At 39.1% G+C, this 16,982-nt stretch carries 16 protein-coding genes and 1 riboswitch; of the genes, 4 read left to right on the top strand and 12 right to left on the bottom strand.

The window, feature by feature from the left end; genetic code table 11:
* Positions 1-79: 79 nt before the first annotated feature.
* Positions 80-1,234 carry an alanine racemase gene (gene alr / locus BUF13_RS09735; protein ID WP_073571571.1) on the top strand — a complete coding sequence of 385 codons (1,155 nt, stop codon included), beginning with the start codon at positions 80-82 and terminating at the stop codon, positions 1,232-1,234.
* On the opposite strand, the gene purU is transcribed toward alr, so the two are convergent.
* The 8 genes from purU to rfbC all read right to left on the bottom strand — a co-directional run bounded on the left by purU (position 1,228) and on the right by rfbC (position 8,442).
* Positions 1,228-2,082 carry a formyltetrahydrofolate deformylase gene (gene purU / locus BUF13_RS09730; protein WP_073571570.1) on the bottom strand — a complete coding sequence of 285 codons (855 nt, stop codon included), beginning with the start codon at positions 2,080-2,082 and terminating at the stop codon, positions 1,228-1,230. The two genes, alr and purU, sit on opposite strands and share 7 nt — an antisense overlap.
* Positions 2,083-2,114: 32 nt before the next feature.
* Positions 2,115-2,852, bottom strand: coding sequence for a shikimate dehydrogenase family protein (locus BUF13_RS09725; protein WP_073571569.1), 738 nt, complete (start codon positions 2,850-2,852; stop codon positions 2,115-2,117).
* On the bottom strand, positions 2,849-3,784 hold the full coding sequence (locus BUF13_RS09720) for a DUF368 domain-containing protein (RefSeq protein ID WP_073571568.1): 936 nt from the start codon (positions 3,782-3,784) through the stop codon (positions 2,849-2,851). Before BUF13_RS09720 ends, BUF13_RS09725 begins: the two co-directional genes overlap by 4 nt.
* A 60-nt stretch (positions 3,785-3,844) precedes the next feature.
* Entirely contained in the window at positions 3,845-4,615 is a 771-nt protein-coding gene (locus tag BUF13_RS09715; protein WP_073571567.1) for a phosphosulfolactate synthase, read from the bottom strand.
* 17 nt (positions 4,616-4,632) lie between these two features.
* Positions 4,633-6,048 (bottom strand): tetratricopeptide repeat protein, encoded by a 1,416-nt coding sequence (locus BUF13_RS09710; protein WP_073571566.1) that lies wholly within the window; start codon positions 6,046-6,048, stop codon positions 4,633-4,635.
* A gap of 132 nt (positions 6,049-6,180) precedes the next feature.
* Positions 6,181-7,134: an NAD-dependent epimerase/dehydratase family protein gene (locus BUF13_RS09705; RefSeq protein WP_073571565.1), complete on the bottom strand. Its 954-nt coding sequence runs from the start codon at positions 7,132-7,134 to the stop codon at positions 6,181-6,183.
* A 6-nt stretch (positions 7,135-7,140) separates the two neighbouring features.
* Entirely contained in the window at positions 7,141-7,887 is a 747-nt protein-coding gene (locus BUF13_RS09700) for a tyrosine-protein phosphatase (RefSeq protein WP_073571564.1), read from the bottom strand.
* A complete protein-coding gene (rfbC, locus tag BUF13_RS09695; protein WP_073571563.1) occupies positions 7,888-8,442 on the bottom strand; it encodes a dTDP-4-dehydrorhamnose 3,5-epimerase in 555 nt (184 codons plus the stop codon).
* A gap of 173 nt (positions 8,443-8,615) precedes the next feature.
* Here rfbC and hflX point away from each other — a divergent pair, with 173 nt between their 5' ends.
* Positions 8,616-9,878 carry a GTPase HflX gene (gene hflX, locus BUF13_RS09690; protein WP_073571562.1) on the top strand — a complete coding sequence of 421 codons (1,263 nt, stop codon included), beginning with the start codon at positions 8,616-8,618 and terminating at the stop codon, positions 9,876-9,878.
* A gap of 136 nt (positions 9,879-10,014) precedes the next feature.
* Entirely contained in the window at positions 10,015-10,542 is a 528-nt protein-coding gene (locus BUF13_RS09685) for a hypothetical protein (RefSeq protein WP_073571561.1), read from the top strand.
* 77 nt (positions 10,543-10,619) lie between these two features.
* On the opposite strand, the gene BUF13_RS09680 is transcribed toward BUF13_RS09685, so the two are convergent.
* The 3 genes from BUF13_RS09680 to BUF13_RS09670 form a co-directional block, all read right to left on the bottom strand.
* Complete coding sequence (locus BUF13_RS09680; protein ID WP_073571560.1) at positions 10,620-13,007, bottom strand: TonB-dependent receptor; 2,388 nt, start codon at positions 13,005-13,007, stop codon at positions 10,620-10,622.
* 129 nt (positions 13,008-13,136) lie between these two features.
* A riboswitch (TPP riboswitch) is annotated at positions 13,137-13,233 on the bottom strand.
* A gap of 131 nt (positions 13,234-13,364) precedes the next feature.
* A complete protein-coding gene (locus tag BUF13_RS09675) occupies positions 13,365-14,888 on the bottom strand; it encodes a magnesium chelatase (RefSeq protein WP_073571559.1) in 1,524 nt (507 codons plus the stop codon).
* Between the two features lie 5 nt (positions 14,889-14,893).
* Complete coding sequence (locus BUF13_RS09670; RefSeq protein ID WP_073571558.1) at positions 14,894-15,994, bottom strand: vWA domain-containing protein; 1,101 nt, start codon at positions 15,992-15,994, stop codon at positions 14,894-14,896.
* 173 nt (positions 15,995-16,167) lie between these two features.
* Between BUF13_RS09670 and BUF13_RS09665 the strand changes: the two genes are divergently transcribed.
* Entirely contained in the window at positions 16,168-16,389 is a 222-nt protein-coding gene (locus BUF13_RS09665) for a hypothetical protein (protein WP_073571557.1), read from the top strand.
* An 86-nt stretch (positions 16,390-16,475) separates the two neighbouring features.
* Here the strand turns inward: BUF13_RS09665 and BUF13_RS09660 are convergent, their stop codons facing one another.
* On the bottom strand, positions 16,476-16,958 hold the full coding sequence (locus BUF13_RS09660) for a hypothetical protein (RefSeq protein ID WP_134204369.1): 483 nt from the start codon (positions 16,956-16,958) through the stop codon (positions 16,476-16,478).
* Between the last annotated feature and the right edge of the window lie 24 nt (positions 16,959-16,982).

Here is a 16,982-nt window from a genome sequence, read left to right as displayed (position 1 = left end):
TTTTGGAATTAAATGTAGGGAAAATTGGGAATTGGAATTTGGTCCAATTATTTTTTGCGTCTCAAAGTGTCCCAAAAATATGATTGCAACCTCTTTCCTTGAGATCAGTTCCAAAGCTTACCGTCAAAACATAAGGTATATCCGAAAAGAAATTGGGCCCAAACCCACCATTTCAGCCGTAGTCAAAGGAAATGCCTATGGACATGGAATTGCCCAAATGGTTGAGATAGCAGAAAAAGCAGGCATTCGTCATTTCAGTACTTTTAGTTCGGATGAAGCATGGATGGTGAAGAAAAATTCAACCAAACAATCTGAAATTATGATCCTGGGGATGCTTTACGAGGAAGAACTAGAAGCCCTGATTAATGCTGGAATTAGCTTTTATGTTTTCGATTTTGAGAGATTGGAAAAAGCCATAGAAATCTCAGAAAGGATTGGAGTTCCTGCTAAAATCCATGTAGAAGTGGAGACAGGATTTCATCGGACAGGATTTGATTGGGAGCAGCGAGAAAAATTGGTGGAAACTCTTCAAAAAGGGAAAAACCATGTCATTTTAGAAGGACTTTGCACGCATTATGCAGGAGCAGAAAGCGTCAGCAATTTCGTCAGAGTAAAAAATCAGATTTCTGTCTATTACGATTTCAAAAACTATCTTTCTGAACACAATCTTTTCTTTCGAAAGTATCATACAGCTTGTTCTGCAGCTACTTTGATCTTTCCTGAAACTATCATGGATATGGTTCGAATCGGGATCGCTGGCTATGGGTTTTGGCCTACTAAGGAAACTTACTTTGCGAAGCTTAAAGACTTACCCAAAACCAATAAAAACCCTCTCAAACGCCTAATCAGTTGGAAAAGTCAGGTAATGAGTCTCAAAAAAGTGAAAATGGGCGAGTTTGTTGGTTATGGGAACAGCTTTATGGCTTTACATAACATGAGCTTAGCTATCGTTCCCGTCGGATACGGACATGGATATAGCAGGCTACTTTCCAATTCAGGACAAGTGTTAATTGGAGGACAATATTGCCAAGTAGTCGGGACAGTTACTATGAATGCCATTGCTGTGGATATCACAAAGGTCAAAAACATTCAGGTTGGAGATGAAGTGGTGATGATTGGAAGTCAGAAGAATAAAGAAATTACCGTAGCATCATTCTCAGAATCGACCCAACAGGTGAACTACGAACTCCTTACCCGTCTTCCCCAAGACATTCCAAGAAGGATCATTCAATAAAAAATTACCGTCTTGTTATTCACGACGAGGACTTTTCGATCCAAATGGTATTTGATTGCCTTTGAAAGCACTACTTTTTCTACATCTTGGCCAATTTGAACTAGCTCAGGGACAGTATTATGATGCCTAACTCGAGCAACATCCTGCTCGATGATCGGGCCAGCATCCAACTCTTCGGTCACGTAATGGGCAGTAGCCCCGATGATTTTCACACCTCTTTCATAGGCAGCATGATAAGGCTTCGCTCCTACGAAAGCGGGTAAGAAAGAGTGGTGAATATTGATAATTCGATTCGGAAACTGCTCAATCAATTTGCTAGAAAGAATTTGCATATACCGGGCAAGAACAATAAAGTCGATCTTATTTTCTTCTAAAAGCTCCAATTGACAGGCTTCTACTTCTGCTTTATTTTCCTTTGTAACAGGTAAATGAACATAAGGAATTCCGAAAGACTCAACGACTTGTTTCAAGTCTGGATGGTTGGAAATCACCAAAGGAATATCCATGTCCAGCTGCCCGGCATGGTGCCTAGCCAAAATATCAAAAAGACAATGAGATAGTTTGCTGACAAACAAAGCCATTCTTGGCTTGGGGAAATTGAAATGAAGCTTGAAGCTCATCCCAAATGAAGCTCCGACTTCTTCTTCAAATCTGGAAGCGATTTCATCTTTAGGTAAAGACAAGCTTTCAAACTCCCAGGCTGCACGCATAAAGAACATCCCCATTTCCTCATCCACATGCTGATCGACTTCTAGTATGTTTCCATCATACTTAAACAAAAATTGAGAAACAGCAGCAACTATTCCCTTTTGATCGGGACACTGAATGATGAGAATTGCCTTTTTCATGTTATTTCATTTTATGCGGGGCATGGAATCATTTATTCGTTCCAAATTTTCCAAGCTGCTTCAGCTTGTAAGATTAACATTTCCAGTCCATTCTTGGCTTTTCCATCACGATCCAAGCAGGCTTGCATCAAGGAAGTGGTCGGAGGATTATAGACTAAATCATAGACCCAATGCTCTGAAGTAAATTGATCAATTGGAAGATCAGGAATTCCTTCCACCTTCGGATAAGTCCCTAACGGAGTACAGTTGATGATCAATTTATAATCTTCCAGAATAGCGGAATCATTTTGAATTTGTTGATAAGAGATTTGATTGGCTCCTGGCGTTCTGGAAACATATAAAAATTCAATCTCCAAATCTCTCAATGCCTGAACCACAGCTTTGGAAGCACCTCCAGTACCCAATACCAAAGCTTTCACTTCGGTATTTCCCAGCCAAGCCGTCAGAGATTCTTTAAAGCCTATATAATCCGTATTGTAGCCCTTCAACTTTCCATCTTGGACTTTGATGCAATTTACCGCCCCAATGGTCTCGCAAGCGGGATCCAATTCGGACATCATGGGGATTACATCTTGTTTGTAAGGAATCGTCACATTGATCCCTTCCAATTCAGAATTTTCTTCCAAGATGGTTTTCAATTCAACAGCTGATGGAATTTCATACAAATCGTATTGACAGCCAGAGATTCCTTCTTTTTCAAACTTCTCAGTGAAATACTTCTTGGAAAAAGAATGCCCCAAAGGAAAACCGATCAATCCGAACTTTCTCATTTCTTCTTAAAATAATCCGCCAACAAATCTATTCCAACTACAAGCAAAATACCTCCTAAAAACCCAGCAATAGCTAATCCTAAGTTCGGTTCTTCACCAACTTTTTGGAGATAATCGGATGGCCAAAGATTTTCAGTCAAAAATGGCTTCTGCTCTCCAGAAGAGGAGGTTCTATACTGAGTGACAATTTTCCAAGGCCAAAGTTTATTGATCGAACCAAGCATAAAACCTGAAAGCAAACCAATAGTCGTGGCATAAAACTTTCTCAACAAGAAAGAAATCAATCGGCTGAATGACAAGATACCGACGATACATCCCGAAGCAAAAACCCCCAAAGTCACAATGTCTTTTTCAGAAACTGCCTGCAGGATCATCTCATATTTTCCCAAAATCAATAAGAGAAAACTCCCGCTGATGCCAGGCAAGATCATGGCGCAAATGGCAATTGCCCCAGCCACAAATGTGAACCAAATGGCATCTGGAGAACTGGTTGGAGGTAAACTAGTTACCCACCAAGCGATAATTATTCCCAAAATCAGAGCAACTACAACTCCCAAATGCCATCTTTTGATTTCTTTGAGGATAATAAAAGCACTGACCAAAATCAATCCACAGAAGAATGACCAAAGTGGAATTGGATGTTCATCCATCAAATAGGTTATCAACTTCGATAGGGTAAAAACCGAAGTCATAATCCCCAAAAGGAGACTTAGAAGGAAAGAGCCATTGACAGCTTTAAAAAACTTTTTGAATTCAAGCTTTAGTAGAAGAGAAAGGTTCTCTCCATTAATAGAGTTGATACTATCCAGTAGGCGCTGATAAATTCCTGTGATCAGGGCGATGGAACCACCGGAAACTCCAGGAACAATATCGGCTGCTCCCATTGCCATTCCCTTTAGATAAGTGAGCAAATAGTTCTTTATCCTATCCATAAGACAAAAATAAAGGCTGACCGAGAATCAATCGATCAGCCTAAAAGTATGTGGTATTTCTTATAATTTAATTTCTCCCAAGAAGTGATCAAAAGTATCACCTCTCAATCCCAAACGGATGGTTTCCAAAGGAATTACTTCAGATGGAGAAATATTTCCCAAGTTCACATTGGCACCTAGCAATTTGATAAACCAAACTTGCTGAGATTTGATAGGAGCTTCCCAAATGATTCTTTCTTCAGGGACCTGTGTCAAAATCTCTTCTACCAATCCTTGTCTTACCTCACCTGAATCTCTGAAAAGGCCTACGTTTCCACCTTCACGGGCTTCACCGATTACTTTCCATGCACCTGCATCCAATTCAGTCTGCATTTGCTCGATCCATTTGTAAGGAGGGATGATTTTCGCAGCATCTTTAGAACCTACTTCCGAAAGAACAGTCACCTGCTCGGAAAGAGTGGAAATAAATTCACATTTTTTATCATGATTAAGTGAAATAGAGCCATCAGATACCTCTGCAAACTCTAATTTGAACTTATCAAGAACTTTTCGGTAGTCATCAAACTGACCTCTTACGATAAAAGCTTCAAACAAGGTTCCCCCAAAGTAAACAGGGATTCCAGCGTCTTTATAGATGGCAATTTTTTCCTTGAGATTTTTGGTCACATAGGACGTTGCCCAGCCAAGTTTAACAATATCTACGTAATCCGCGCAGCTTTCTACAAAATCCTCTACTCCTCTGAGGCTGAGACCTTTGTCCATCGCCATAGTAAATCCCGAGGTACGTGGCTTCTCAGTACGCACTGGGATATTCTTTAGCACATAATTCATTCGATTGATTTTAAAATTTAGGGCAATAATTTATCGTCCCGATACTGAGCAATCAGTTTGTAAATAGCCTTTTGCTGCTTGAGCTCTGGCATCAACTCATACAAAACTGTATGCCTATCGAAATCCAAAGTTAAAGCATTTTCCAAATAAGAAAACGCTTCTTTGTATTTGCCCAGCTTGATCTGGTAAACAACCATGCGATAATAGAGCTCTGCCTCCTCTGGAAGCTCCTCAATTCCTTCACCTATTACATCCACGGCCTCCTCAAATCTGTTCTGATCAAAATAAATCACAGATAGATTCACATAGGTCTCCATGATGCCCGGTTCTAAGTTGATGGCCTCTTCATAGGCTTCAGAACTAGACTGCAGATTTCCCAGATTAAATTCAGCATCTGCCAATCCAACCCAATAATTTGGATTTTCTTTGCTCAGATTGATAGCTTTTTTGAAATAATGGATCGCCTCAAAATATTTTTCCTTTTTGAGCATGCACATACCCAGACCGAACCAGGCATCGTCATACTCTTCGTCTAACTTTGCAGACTTTTTGAAATATTTAAAAGCATCATCGATTTTGCCCAATTTTTCATAGGCCGCACCCATATAGCAGCAGTTCTCTGCGTTGGCACCTTCACAATTGATCGTATTTTGATAGGCTTCCAAAGCCAAATCATATTGCTTGGTATTCATCAGGGCATTGCCCAAATTGAAATAAGCCGAAGCAAATGAATCATCTATGATGATCGCATAATCATAGGCTTTGATTGCTTCCTCGAATCTGCCGAGGCGATTGTAGACAACTCCCAAATTATACCAAGCCCCAGCGCTGTAAGGATCCTGGTCAATAAATTCCTGATAGAAATGGAGGATTTCATCAAAAGAGCCTTCTTCTTCAGTGATCATCGCCAACTGAAAAAGGGCATCTTCGTGATTTATTCTGATTTTCACCGCCTCTTTGAAATAGTGACTGGCTTTATCATTGTCTCCTTTGGCTCTGAAAAGATTTCCCAAAGAATAATAAACCTCAGCCTGATCTTCGGCTAGTGGAAGAAATCTCTCTAGCAACTCAATCCCTTCCTGAGGACTTCCAGCAAGGATATATGCATTGGCCAAAGCCAGAATAATCTCCTCATTGTTTGGAGAAATATTATTCAGGTTTTCAAGGATAGTCAAACCTTCCTCCAACTCATCATTGAAAATAAGGCACTGAGCCATCAGCAACTTAATCTCCACAGAAAAAGGGAATTTTTCCAGGGCAAATTCAGATGCTCTTAAAGCTTTCAGAAACTTTTGCTGATCAAAGTAGAATCGGATGATGTCTTCCAGTTCCTCTTCATCGAAGAATAAATCCAGATTGGATTTTAGGGAATTTTCAAAACGCTCAACGAGCTTTTTGTCTTCTTCCCAGTCGTGATCGTGATCTCCGGTCATTCGAATAGGTTAAGGTTTACTTAAGATACCAAATATTATGGTCTCTCAAAACGCTGATTTGTTAATTTTTTCAATAAATAATCAACGGGTAATTCCAGCGAAAATGGATAACGATTTCGGTTTAAAATAAGTTTACTTCGCCCAAAGAAAGGTTTCTTTTAGAGGACGATATTCAAAATTCAAAAGTCCAGTCACTTTGGAATTATCGTAGGAGATCTTTTGAGAAGAAATTAAAGCCGTTTTTTTATTCAATGGATTTTTGCTCAAACCCAAAAATCGACTAAATCCTGCAAACCAAACTGCCAAATTCAGAAGAAAGCCGGTTGCTTTTTTTGCAGGTGCCTTTTTCCCAAAAACCTGTGCCATTTGCTGAAAAAAGTCAAAATAAGGAATGCTCCCAGCATTGAGAATGAAGCGATCTCCCCAAACACCCTTTTCATAAAGTCGTCTGGTCATTTCTACTGCATCTCTGACATCCAAAAAATTTACATTTCCAACGGGAAAATATTTATGCTCCTCAAGCACATAATCATAAATCGTAGTGCTGCTTCTCTCATCTTCAATTTTTCCCAAGAGAATAGATGGATTGACAACGATCAATTCAATTCCTTCTTGCTCACCTCTCCAAGCTTCCAGCTCTCCACAATATTTCGAAACCGCATATTCAGTGTTGAGTGAGGATTCTACCCACTTGAATTTTTCATCAATGGTATTTGTCTCGGAACTTCTGCCGATAGCAGCTACGGAAGAGATATGGATTAGCTTTTTGATACCAGCAGCTAGCATTGCATCAATCAGGTTTGCAGTCCCTTTGACATTCACTTGATACAATTCATTGGAATCACTGGGAGAAAAAGAAACCATTCCAGCAGCATGGATCACCAAATCCATTCCTTGTAAGGCAGTTTCTAAGGAATCAAAATCATTCAAATCTCCTTCGTGCCATTGAATCGGAAAATCAGCTTGATCTAAAAGCCGAGTTGATGAACCCTCTCTTTTCAGCCCATGGATTTCTCCCAAAGAAGAAAACTCTTTTGCCAAATAACTGCCAAATAAGCCAGTGATGCCGGTTATCAAGATTTTCATAGATCCTTAGAGGGAAGAATTTTTCCAGATTTTTTCTCTAATACGATTGTAGTTTCTGGACTTTGGCAAAGTTTCCAACATATCCAGATAGCGAGGATTATGGCAATCCGTTCCAAAGAACTGCACATTTCCTTTTTCTAGCAGAACCTCAGCAAAATCCTTCACTTGTTTGGAATAAAACCCAGTCAATGATAGAAGGTTTATCTGTAAAATGGTATTTCTCTCGATTAGGTCTTCCTGCAATTTTTTATCTGCCAATAGATATTGATATCGCTCGGGATGTGCAAATACTGGTTTAAAACCTGCCATTTCCAATTGGAAGAAGGTTTCCAATAGCATCTGAGGACGGTTGATAAAGCCTGTCTCAACCAAAATATGATTATCTCCAAAAGTCAGAAGTTCTCCTCCATTTTTGACTTTGTCTAGGAATATCTCATCCATATAGTATTCTGCAGCAGCATCAATTTCTATAGATATCCCTTCTTTTTTGACAGCCTTTCTCAAATCTTCCAAGCCCATTCGGATGATCTCCGGAGTATTTCGATAATACTCAGACATGATGTGTGGAGTGGTGATGATTTTCTTTAGACCATAGGAACTTAACCTTTGAATCAATTCCAAAGATTCTTCCATTGATTTGGAACCATCGTCAATTCCTGGAATCAAGTGGGAATGCATATCGATCTCCAGCCAACTGAGATCCAAGTCTTCAATTACCTCGGGTTTTCTTTTAAACAGATCAAATAATCCCATTTACAATCCTCCTCCACTTTGAGTTTTAAATTCCTCCAGAGTTGGCCATAGCTGGTCTTTCTCAGAAAGAATGGGATTTTCTACTTCCCAGTCAATATTTAATACCGGATCATTCCAGAGTATTCCTCCTTCACTTTCTCGGTTGTAAAAATTCGAACATTTATAGGCAAATATAGCATCCTCCAAAACTGAAAATCCATGAGCAAATCCACCTGGAACATACAGTAAATTATGTTTTTTGCAATCCAGAATCACTGAATATGATTTTCCAAAAGTGGAAGAGTCTTTCCTTAAATCTACCACCACATCTTTCACAACTCCCTGAATCACTCGGACTAATTTTGCCTGAGCAAATGGTTCTCTTTGAAAATGTAGTCCTCTCACAGTCCCTTTTTGGGAGAATGATTGATTGTCTTGGATCCATCCATGAGTGATCCCATTGGAGGTAAACCAATCTTCCCTATAAGATTCAAAGAAATAGCCTCTGGAATCATCAAAGACTTTTGGGTGAATTTCTAATACGCCGGAAATAACTGATTCCGAAATCAGGGCCATACGAGCTAAAATTTGTCAATCCGACAAAATAACTACTAGCCCAAAGACAATCCTAATCTAATTTGAGGAAATATGTCGAACTTTGTCCTTTCAAGCCTCAATTTTATTAGGAAAGCCCTTAAAAGGAAACTATTTAACTGAGAGAAGGCTTAAAATTCTGAAAGGACGTAGCAATGGGTAAATTTTCAAGAAAACTTCAAAAATTATACGATACAGCACCTGTACAAGAAACCGCAGTTTTAGTTTCGGTAATTCGCCAAACTGACACCGATATTGTTGTAGAGGAGCATTTGGATGAATTGGCTTTTTTGACAGAAACACTAGGTGTCAAAGCAGTCTACCGATTCACCCAGAAAATGGAGAAGCCTGATATCAGGACTTTTGTTGGGAAAGGGAAGCTAGAGGAAATCCAGTCTTATATTGAGCACTTTGGAGTGGACATGGTCATTTTTGATGATGATTTGTCTCCATCCCAAATGAAAAATTTGGAGAACGAGCTGAAGGTCAAAGTCTATGACCGTTCTCTGCTTATTTTGGATATTTTCCTCAATAGAGCACAAACAGCTCAAGCCAAAACTCAGGTTGAATTGGCTCGCTTCCAATATTTATTGCCTCGATTGACTAGAATGTGGACTCACTTAGAAAGACAGCGAGGGGGAACTTCCACACGGGGTGGTGCCGGTGAAAAGGAAATCGAAACGGATAAGCGAGACATCCGAAATAAAATCACTCTCCTCAAACAAAAGCTGAGAGAAATCGAAAAACAGGGTGAAACCCAGCGGAAGGGCAGAAAGGGAATTGTCAGAGTCGCATTAGTTGGATATACCAACGTAGGCAAAAGTACTTTGATGAACTTGATCACCAAAACAGATATTCTGGCGGAGAATAAACTTTTTGCGACTGTAGATTCGACAGTTCGCAAAGTAGTTTTGGAAAACATTCCTTTCCTTCTTTCAGACACCGTTGGATTTATTAGAAAGCTACCAACTCACTTGATTGAATCTTTCAAATCCACTTTGGATGAGATTCGTGAAGCCGATTTGTTGGTTCATGTGGTAGATATCTTTCATCCAAGTTTTGAGGATCATTTTGCAGTAGTGGACCAAACACTTAGAGAAATCAAAGCTGGAGACAAGCCGATGCTATTGGTTTTCAACAAGATTGACTTGGTGGAAACCATGCCTTCTGAGGAGAAAATCATGGAAATGACTGAGATGGAATTGGAAGAGGCTGACTTCAAAGATTTTGATGCGCTATCAGAAGCCTATGAAAAGAAAACCGGAATCAAGCCTGTATTCATGGCTGCGGGATCAGGAGTCAATGTAGAGGAGTTTAGAGAAAGGCTAGTTCAGGAGGTTAAAAAGCAACACTTGAAGATCTATCCACATTATCTGCAGGATGAAACCTTTATTTTCGAAGAGAAAGAGGAAAAATAAATTTGAAACAATTTAGTTTTATACTATACGAAAAAGCCCTGAAAATTTAAATTCAGGGCTTTTTTATGTTTAGATATTCCACTTCTAGGAGTTTTATTTATTTTCAGTCCAAAATTCATTTTCAAATAAAATCTAAATGGAAAAACTCCTTAAGGCACCTACAGCGGCTATTTTCATCTACCTTTTTTCATCATTTATCCTTTATACTTTTAATCTTACCGACGATATTTTTATCAACTCCTTATTAAAGGTCTTAGGAATAGTGATGTACGGGGTCTATCCTCTAAGTATTGGATATGTTTTAACGGACTATCTTCCAAAAAAATTAGAAATCAAAACTGGCTTCTTTGTATTCAATTGGTTTTATTGGATCGCCATGATGTCAATGGTTATGATCCTATTTGATGGAAAAGAAGTTACATTCAATGGACTCCTGGCCATCCCGGTATTCTATTTATTTTTTGCAGCTGTTTATGTATTCCTCTTTGCAATGAGGGTTTTAAAAACTGTTCAATCCAGAAGAAAGGTCACTTTCGGGGAAAGCATTGGAATGGCGGGATTAATTTTTATTTGGCCTATTGGACTTTGGATGGTTCATCCTGATGTCAAGAGAATCATGGACACTCAAGTTTCAAATTCTGACTTGGCAAATGTTTCTGAATAAGATGTCTCATATTCGTTTAACACAAAAAAAGCCCTGAAAATAATTCAGGGCTTTTGGCTTTATCAGAGTCTATAGTTTTAAAATCTCATACTCAAACCCAGCAAGAAATTGGTTCCTGCCTGTGGATAATAATAGTTTTCGGTAATCAAGTCTTTGTCCACATTTCCAGGAACATAATAGCTGAATGTGTACCCATTAGGCTCGTACATTTCATTGAATATATTATTGATCAAGAAATTGATCTCTAGGTTTTTGAAATATCTCGGTTGAGCAGTATAGCTGATTCGAAGATCATTGGTGAAAAAAGCATCCAGCGCTCTTCCATCATTGGAAGTATTGTCCAAAAACTGCTGTCCGACATACTTACTCATCCAGTTGACGGAAAGACTTTTAACTGGCTTAAACTCAATCATGGCAGATCCCACCACATTTGGTGAAAAAGCTATATCCGAGTCTTTATAAGTAATCGCCTCTTGCTGAAATTCATCAGTGCTGTAATCATCGATATACTCTGTAAACTCAGCAATTTTATTCTGGCTGAAGGCAATATTTCCACCGAAAGTCCAAGAAGGAGATAGTTGATATGCACCATCCAATTCTATTCCAGCTCGATAGGAAGAAGTGACATTTTCTCGAATGTAGGCTCCCACATCATTGATTTGACCTGTTAGGATCAACTGATCCTTGTAATCCATGTAATAGAAATTGGCATTGTAGCTAAAATTCCCGGATCTCGCTCGTACACCAGCTTCAATATTATTCAACCTTTCTGGTCTCGGCACTTCAGTAATCGGATTATCCGTGAAGTCTGATCTGGTTGGTTCCCGATTGGCTACCGCATAACTCGCATAATAGGTTCGGCTTCCTTTTTCATAAGACACTCCAAACTTGGGATTGAAAAAGGTATAATTTTCCTGACCATCTACTACTCTCTGATCATCATTTACACCATAGAAACTGTAATCAATCCCTCTTACCTGCAAATCGCCAAAAAGATTCAACCCCTCTTTTAATTCATAAGTTACTTTTGCATAGATATTTCTATCATCTTTTACGGCATTGTTGTCGTAATAGCGATCACGGATTTGCGTACCTCCAGCGATTCTTGCCCAAATGATTTCTCCAAAGTGGTCGCCATCATAGCGATTTGCTCCTCCACCTAAGACTACATCCCAAGCTCCATTGTCAGAGACATAATTGACAGACCCAACGAAACCATAAAAATCATTATCCAACCACCTTCTACGTATGATGTCTGTGCTTTCAATCGTCTCTCCATTGATAGTCACAGGAGGTAATCCATAACTGGCGAAATCATCATCTTCACGATATTGCTCATAGTAGCCACGGCCATAAGTATAATGCAGTGCCAAATTAGTTTTCCAATTGGAACCGATTTTCCCTGTATAAATCATCTGATAATGATCCTGTTGGTAATTATCGGTTTCATTATCATAGGTGTAATAGTTCCAGGTTCGATCATCTTCCAGTTTGGATTCCGGCAGGCCCCACCAAGACTGATATGTTTGCTCTTTCCCAGAGAAAACATTCACTTTGATCACATGATTTTTACCAAAATAACCTCCGGAAAGAAAATAAGATTTCAAGTCAGAATAGGCTCTATCCACATAGCCATCTGAATTGATTTTGGACAATCTTGCATCAAAAGCAAAGCGATTGTTCAATAGCCCTGTCCCTGCTTTTACGGTATGTTTCCAAGTATTGAATGATCCAAAACTATTATCTACCTGTGCATAAGCCTCTTCCTTGTGGGTATCTGTCTGGAAATTCAAACTAGCTCCAAAAGTAGCCGCACCATTTGTGGAAGTTCCAACGCCTCTTTGAATTTGAACGTTATCCACAGAGCTGGCAAAATCTGGCATATTCACGAAGAAAATTCCATGAGATTCCGCATCATTTAATGGAATACCATTGACAGTAGCATTGATACGAGTTTGATCCGTACCTCGGATTCTCATGCCAGTATAACCCACACCAGCACCTGCGTCAGAGTGGGTTACCACGGAAGGTGTGAAGTTCAATAAAATCGGAATATCCTGACCTAAATTCCGCTGTGCAATATCCTCTTTCCCAATGGTTTTAAAGGTAGTTGGAGTACTTTCAGAGGCTCTGGTGGCAGAAACGATAAATTCTTCACTTAGGAAATCCTTACTGTTCAATTTGATTTCCAAAGAACCTGAAAAAGGAATGGAAAAAGTTTGTCTATGGGTTTCAAATCCAAGAAATGAAATTCTTAAATCGACGGATCCATCAGGCAATTTGCTCAAAGTAAAATCTCCATTTCGATCCGAAATTGTCCCTCTTCCGACTTTTTCAGCCCAAATAGATGCTCCTTCCAATGGTTCACCAGTCTGGGAATCAATTACTTTTCCGCTAAGACTGGATTGAGCCCAAGCAGACAGGCTTAGCAACAATGCAGCTAAAGCCAATACAAAATTTTTCATGTGTAAAATCCCTTTCGGGTTTTGAGTTAAACATGGGAAAACTTAGGGGAAGTCTTCCGTGATTGTTTACCCGGTTCCAAAGCAAAAAACATAGTGGCACTACGGTACCAAAAGCTTCACTATCTATTTTACTCTGTTTGTTCATCTCCCTTCGCCGGCACTACCCGGATCAGGTAATATGGGTATGATCTCAGCCCGTGATTTTAGGGCACCCCTTATGATCTAATGACAAAGGTAGGAGTGAAAAGTTTGATTGCAAGCCATCAAGTGGGATTTTATCTATTACAAAAATTTCATCAGAAAAAACAAAGGACAATCCTTATGGAATGGCCTTTTAATCAAATACTACTAACGATTTTAATAATCATCATCATCAAACTCTTCATCATCTCCCGACCCCATATCAAACATGGAGCTGAATAGGTCTTTGAACTGCAATCCAGTATCCAGCATTCTTTTACTCAATTGAGAATATTCGGCTAATCCATGAAGCGCAAACTCCATAAAGAATTCCTTTTCATTCTCAGGGATCATACCTACAAGCTGAGTTACTACTTCTTCCAACCCTGGCACGGAATGTAAAAGAGTCTTGTATTCTTTATCAGAAAGAGAAGCTACCAGATCTAAAACATTTCCCTCTCCAAACCAAGCCAAAGGAATTACATAGGGATTTCCTTCCTTGGCTTTTTTCTTCTCTTCAGGTGAAGGAAAGTAATTCACAAATTGAGATCGAATTGCTTTTCCAATTAAATTGTATGCAACTAGACCTGCGCCTTCTTGCTCTCCTTCATAAACCAGTTCTACTTTCCCTGTGATGGCTGGAATCACACCAATCAGATCGGAAATTCTTACAACAGTATTTTCTTCTCCATTTAGATAAAGTCTCCTTTCAGCAGCTGAAACTAAATTTTCAAATGCTGAAATCGTCAATCTTGCAGAAACCCCACTTTTTTCATCCACGTATTCAGAGTGCCTTGCTTCGATTGCAATTTGCTCGATCAAATCTTTCATCAAATCGGGGATAAAAATCTTATCCACAGGTTTTCCTTCCAAATTGGCTTCCTGAGCTGTGATCCTTTTACCTATCTCAATAGACTTTGGATAATGGGTGATGATTTGACTTTCAATTCGGTCTTTCAGGGGAGTTACGATACTTCCACGGTTTGTATAATCTTCAGGATTGGCAGTAAATACAAACTGGATATCTAGAGGAAGTCTCAATTTGAAACCACGAATCTGAATATCTCCTTCCTGTAAAATATTGAAAAGAGCAACTTGAATTCTTGCCTGTAAATCCGGCAATTCATTGATCACAAAAATGGAACGATTGGATCGCGGAACGAGTCCATAATGAATCACTCGCTCATCATTGTAACTCAATTTCAAAGTTGCCGCCTTTATCGGGTCCACATCTCCAATCAAATCAGCCACCGACACATCAGGAGTAGCCAACTTTTCAGTATATCGATCTTCGCGATGCCACCAAATAATCGGTGTATCATCTCCGCGCTCATCGATCAGACTTTTCGCAAAAGAGGATAAAGGTGCAAGTGGGTCATCGTTTAATTCCGATCCATAAACCACGGGTACATACTCATCCAAAAGTTGAGTCATCATTCGAGCAATCCTGGTTTTAGCCTGACCACGAAGTCCCAGTAAATTGATATTATGGCGCGATAAAATGGCTCTCTCGATATCCGGGATTACGGTGTCCTCATAGCCCCAAATTCCTTCAAAGACATTTTCTTTTCGCTTGATCTTTAGGATCAAATTGTCTCGAAGTTCTTCTTTGATAGATTTAGGCTGATATCCAGAAGCCTTTAATTGGCCAAGTGTTTTGATTTGGGTGAGTTCTTTTCCAGTTAGTTTTTGGTAGTCCATGCTGATTAAAAGCGTTTGGTTCTGTTTCTTCTAAAATCTTCAAAAATGAGGTCGCCTAATCCTTTTAGGCTACTGTAATAGGCGTTTCCGTTATTTACTTTGGTAAATTCCTTCACAAACTCCTTCAAATAAGGATCGGAAGCAATCATAAAGGTGGTAACCGGAATCTTCAACTTTCGGCACTGGGCGGCAAGTTTTAATGTCCGATTTAAGATCTTGCTATCTATCCCAAAAGCGTTCTTATAGTATTTGATTCCTATTTTGAGGCAAGTAGGCTTGCCATCTGTAATCATAAATATCTGCTTATTGGGATTTTTTCTTCTTCTCAAAAGATCCATCGCCAACTCCAATCCTGCAACCGTATTGGTATGATAAGGACCGACCTGCAAGTAGGGCAAGTCTTTGATCTCTATCTGCCAGGCATCATTTCCAAAAACAATGATATCCAAGGTGTCTTTCGGATAACGAGTCTTTATGAGTTCAGCCAAAGCCATCGCGACTTTCTTTGCAGGAGTGATTCTGTCTTCTCCATACAATATCATGGAATGGGAAATATCGATCATTAAAACAGTGGAAGTCTGGGATTTATATTCATTTTCCACGATCTCCAAATCATCCTCTGTCAGTAAGTAATCTCCTCCAAAACCATGGTTTACCTGGGCATTCCTCAATGAATCCGTTAATGCAATCTGATCCAAATTGTCACCAAACTGATATGACCTTCGGTCTGAGCCACGCTCTTCTCCCTGGCCAGAATGAGTAGTCTTGTGTTGACCTGATTTCCCCCGCTTCAATTTCCCAAAAATCTCCTCTAATGCTGACTTTCGAATGGATTGCTCGGCTTTTCCAGTGATCTTAAATTCTCCTTTTTGATTCTCCTCAGTGAGATACCCCTTTGATTTGAGCTCTTCTATGAAATCGCCGATCCCATAGTTGGGATTGGTCAAATTATAGCGCTTGTCCAGATTACTCAACCAACTCAAAGCCTCCGCAGCATCTCCACCGGTCATGGTGACCAGTTGAAGAAAAATATTGAGAAGGTTCTCAAAGGTATTTTTCTCAGGATCTTGAGGTGGAACAAATTGAGTAAAGCGGAAACCCTTCATTTTTTTAGATTTTAGATAATAGAATCAAGACCTATGGTTCTGGGCTTAATATTTTAAGATAAAAGGTAAATGACTAAGAATCAATAATCAATTTCTTGTTAATATTCTCAGCCAAGGAGGTAACAAATAGGAAGGTCAGGTAGTTTAACTAAGTAGAGAAAATCTCAAAAAAGATGAGAAATTATCTTCAAGTCGTGGGAATAGTGACAGGAGTATTGATAGTTTTTGTCACTTTAATCCAGTTCGAGGTAGCAAAGCCATTGATCTGGTTGATTTTTATATTCTCCCCAATATTGATGATTTGGATGACAGTTTCTATTCTTTTGGCTCCAATAGAAATTAAGGAAACCTTTGAGGAACAGTGGTATCAGGATAGGCCGGATTTATTAAAATAAAAAAAGAGAGAATTTTCACTCTCTCTTTGTTTAGCGAATTAGTAAAAGTACTCAATCGAAACATGTTTTAAATCTAATTCACAGGATTATCTATTCCGATCACGTTCATTTATCGCAATAGCCATGTGAGTTCTAACAAACTTTCCTTCTTCAATTTTGCAGTCTGAATTCTCTATTTGAAATTCCGATTTATAGTGTTTCTCCACTTTGGCTATCAAAGGCAAGATCTGTGTAGGGTCTTTTGAGGTCCAAAATTCCATTTGTCCAATTTTCCCATGGTCATCAAGATAAAAAATCCCGACTAATCCGAACTCCCTGAACTGCTTCTTTTCCTCTTCAGGTAAGTCCTCAGACCTTTTTTTGACTAGCATCAGTTCCTTACCAGCTCCATTAAAACAACTTTCAGATATGTTGATCATTTTATCCGAAAGGTCTTTATTGGATTTCTGTTTGATTCTGAAATACTTCGGGTTGGACTTTTCAATTGTTATAATGTATTTAGGTTTACCCGGAAAGGGCATTACCCAAGCATAAAAAAGAAGGTAAATAATAGCCGAAAATTGAATCATAATACGATCTCTTGAACCTCTATT

It is taken from the genome of Algoriphagus zhangzhouensis (assembly GCF_900148515.1).
Taxonomy (GTDB): domain Bacteria; phylum Bacteroidota; class Bacteroidia; order Cytophagales; family Cyclobacteriaceae; genus Algoriphagus; species Algoriphagus zhangzhouensis.
The sequence above is the reverse complement of the archived record's forward strand: the minus strand, read 5'-3'. Positions and strand labels throughout refer to the sequence as shown.

Coding starts and splice junctions, on each gene's coding strand:
- BUF13_RS09710 (WP_073571566.1), bottom strand. CDS start 6,048: ATGACCGGAGATCACGATCACGACTGGGAAGAAGACAAAAAGCTCGTT.
- BUF13_RS09705 (WP_073571565.1), bottom strand. CDS start 7,134: ATGAAAATCTTGATAACCGGCATCACTGGCTTATTTGGCAGTTATTTG.
- BUF13_RS09675 (WP_073571559.1), bottom strand. CDS start 14,888: ATGGACTACCAAAAACTAACTGGAAAAGAACTCACCCAAATCAAAACA.
- BUF13_RS09660 (WP_134204369.1), bottom strand. CDS start 16,958: ATGATTCAATTTTCGGCTATTATTTACCTTCTTTTTTATGCTTGGGTA.
- BUF13_RS09665 (WP_073571557.1), top strand. CDS start 16,168: ATGAGAAATTATCTTCAAGTCGTGGGAATAGTGACAGGAGTATTGATA.
- purU (WP_073571570.1), bottom strand. CDS start 2,082: ATGAAAAAGGCAATTCTCATCATTCAGTGTCCCGATCAAAAGGGAATA.
- rfbC (WP_073571563.1), bottom strand. CDS start 8,442: ATGGCCCTGATTTCGGAATCAGTTATTTCCGGCGTATTAGAAATTCAC.
- BUF13_RS09720 (WP_073571568.1), bottom strand. CDS start 3,784: ATGGATAGGATAAAGAACTATTTGCTCACTTATCTAAAGGGAATGGCA.
- BUF13_RS09670 (WP_073571558.1), bottom strand. CDS start 15,994: ATGAAGGGTTTCCGCTTTACTCAATTTGTTCCACCTCAAGATCCTGAG.
- hflX (WP_073571562.1), top strand. CDS start 8,616: ATGGGTAAATTTTCAAGAAAACTTCAAAAATTATACGATACAGCACCT.
- BUF13_RS09685 (WP_073571561.1), top strand. CDS start 10,015: ATGGAAAAACTCCTTAAGGCACCTACAGCGGCTATTTTCATCTACCTT.
- BUF13_RS09680 (WP_073571560.1), bottom strand. CDS start 13,007: ATGAAAAATTTTGTATTGGCTTTAGCTGCATTGTTGCTAAGCCTGTCT.
- BUF13_RS09700 (WP_073571564.1), bottom strand. CDS start 7,887: ATGGGATTATTTGATCTGTTTAAAAGAAAACCCGAGGTAATTGAAGAC.
- alr (WP_073571571.1), top strand. CDS start 80: ATGATTGCAACCTCTTTCCTTGAGATCAGTTCCAAAGCTTACCGTCAA.
- BUF13_RS09715 (WP_073571567.1), bottom strand. CDS start 4,615: ATGAATTATGTGCTAAAGAATATCCCAGTGCGTACTGAGAAGCCACGT.
- BUF13_RS09725 (WP_073571569.1), bottom strand. CDS start 2,852: ATGAGAAAGTTCGGATTGATCGGTTTTCCTTTGGGGCATTCTTTTTCC.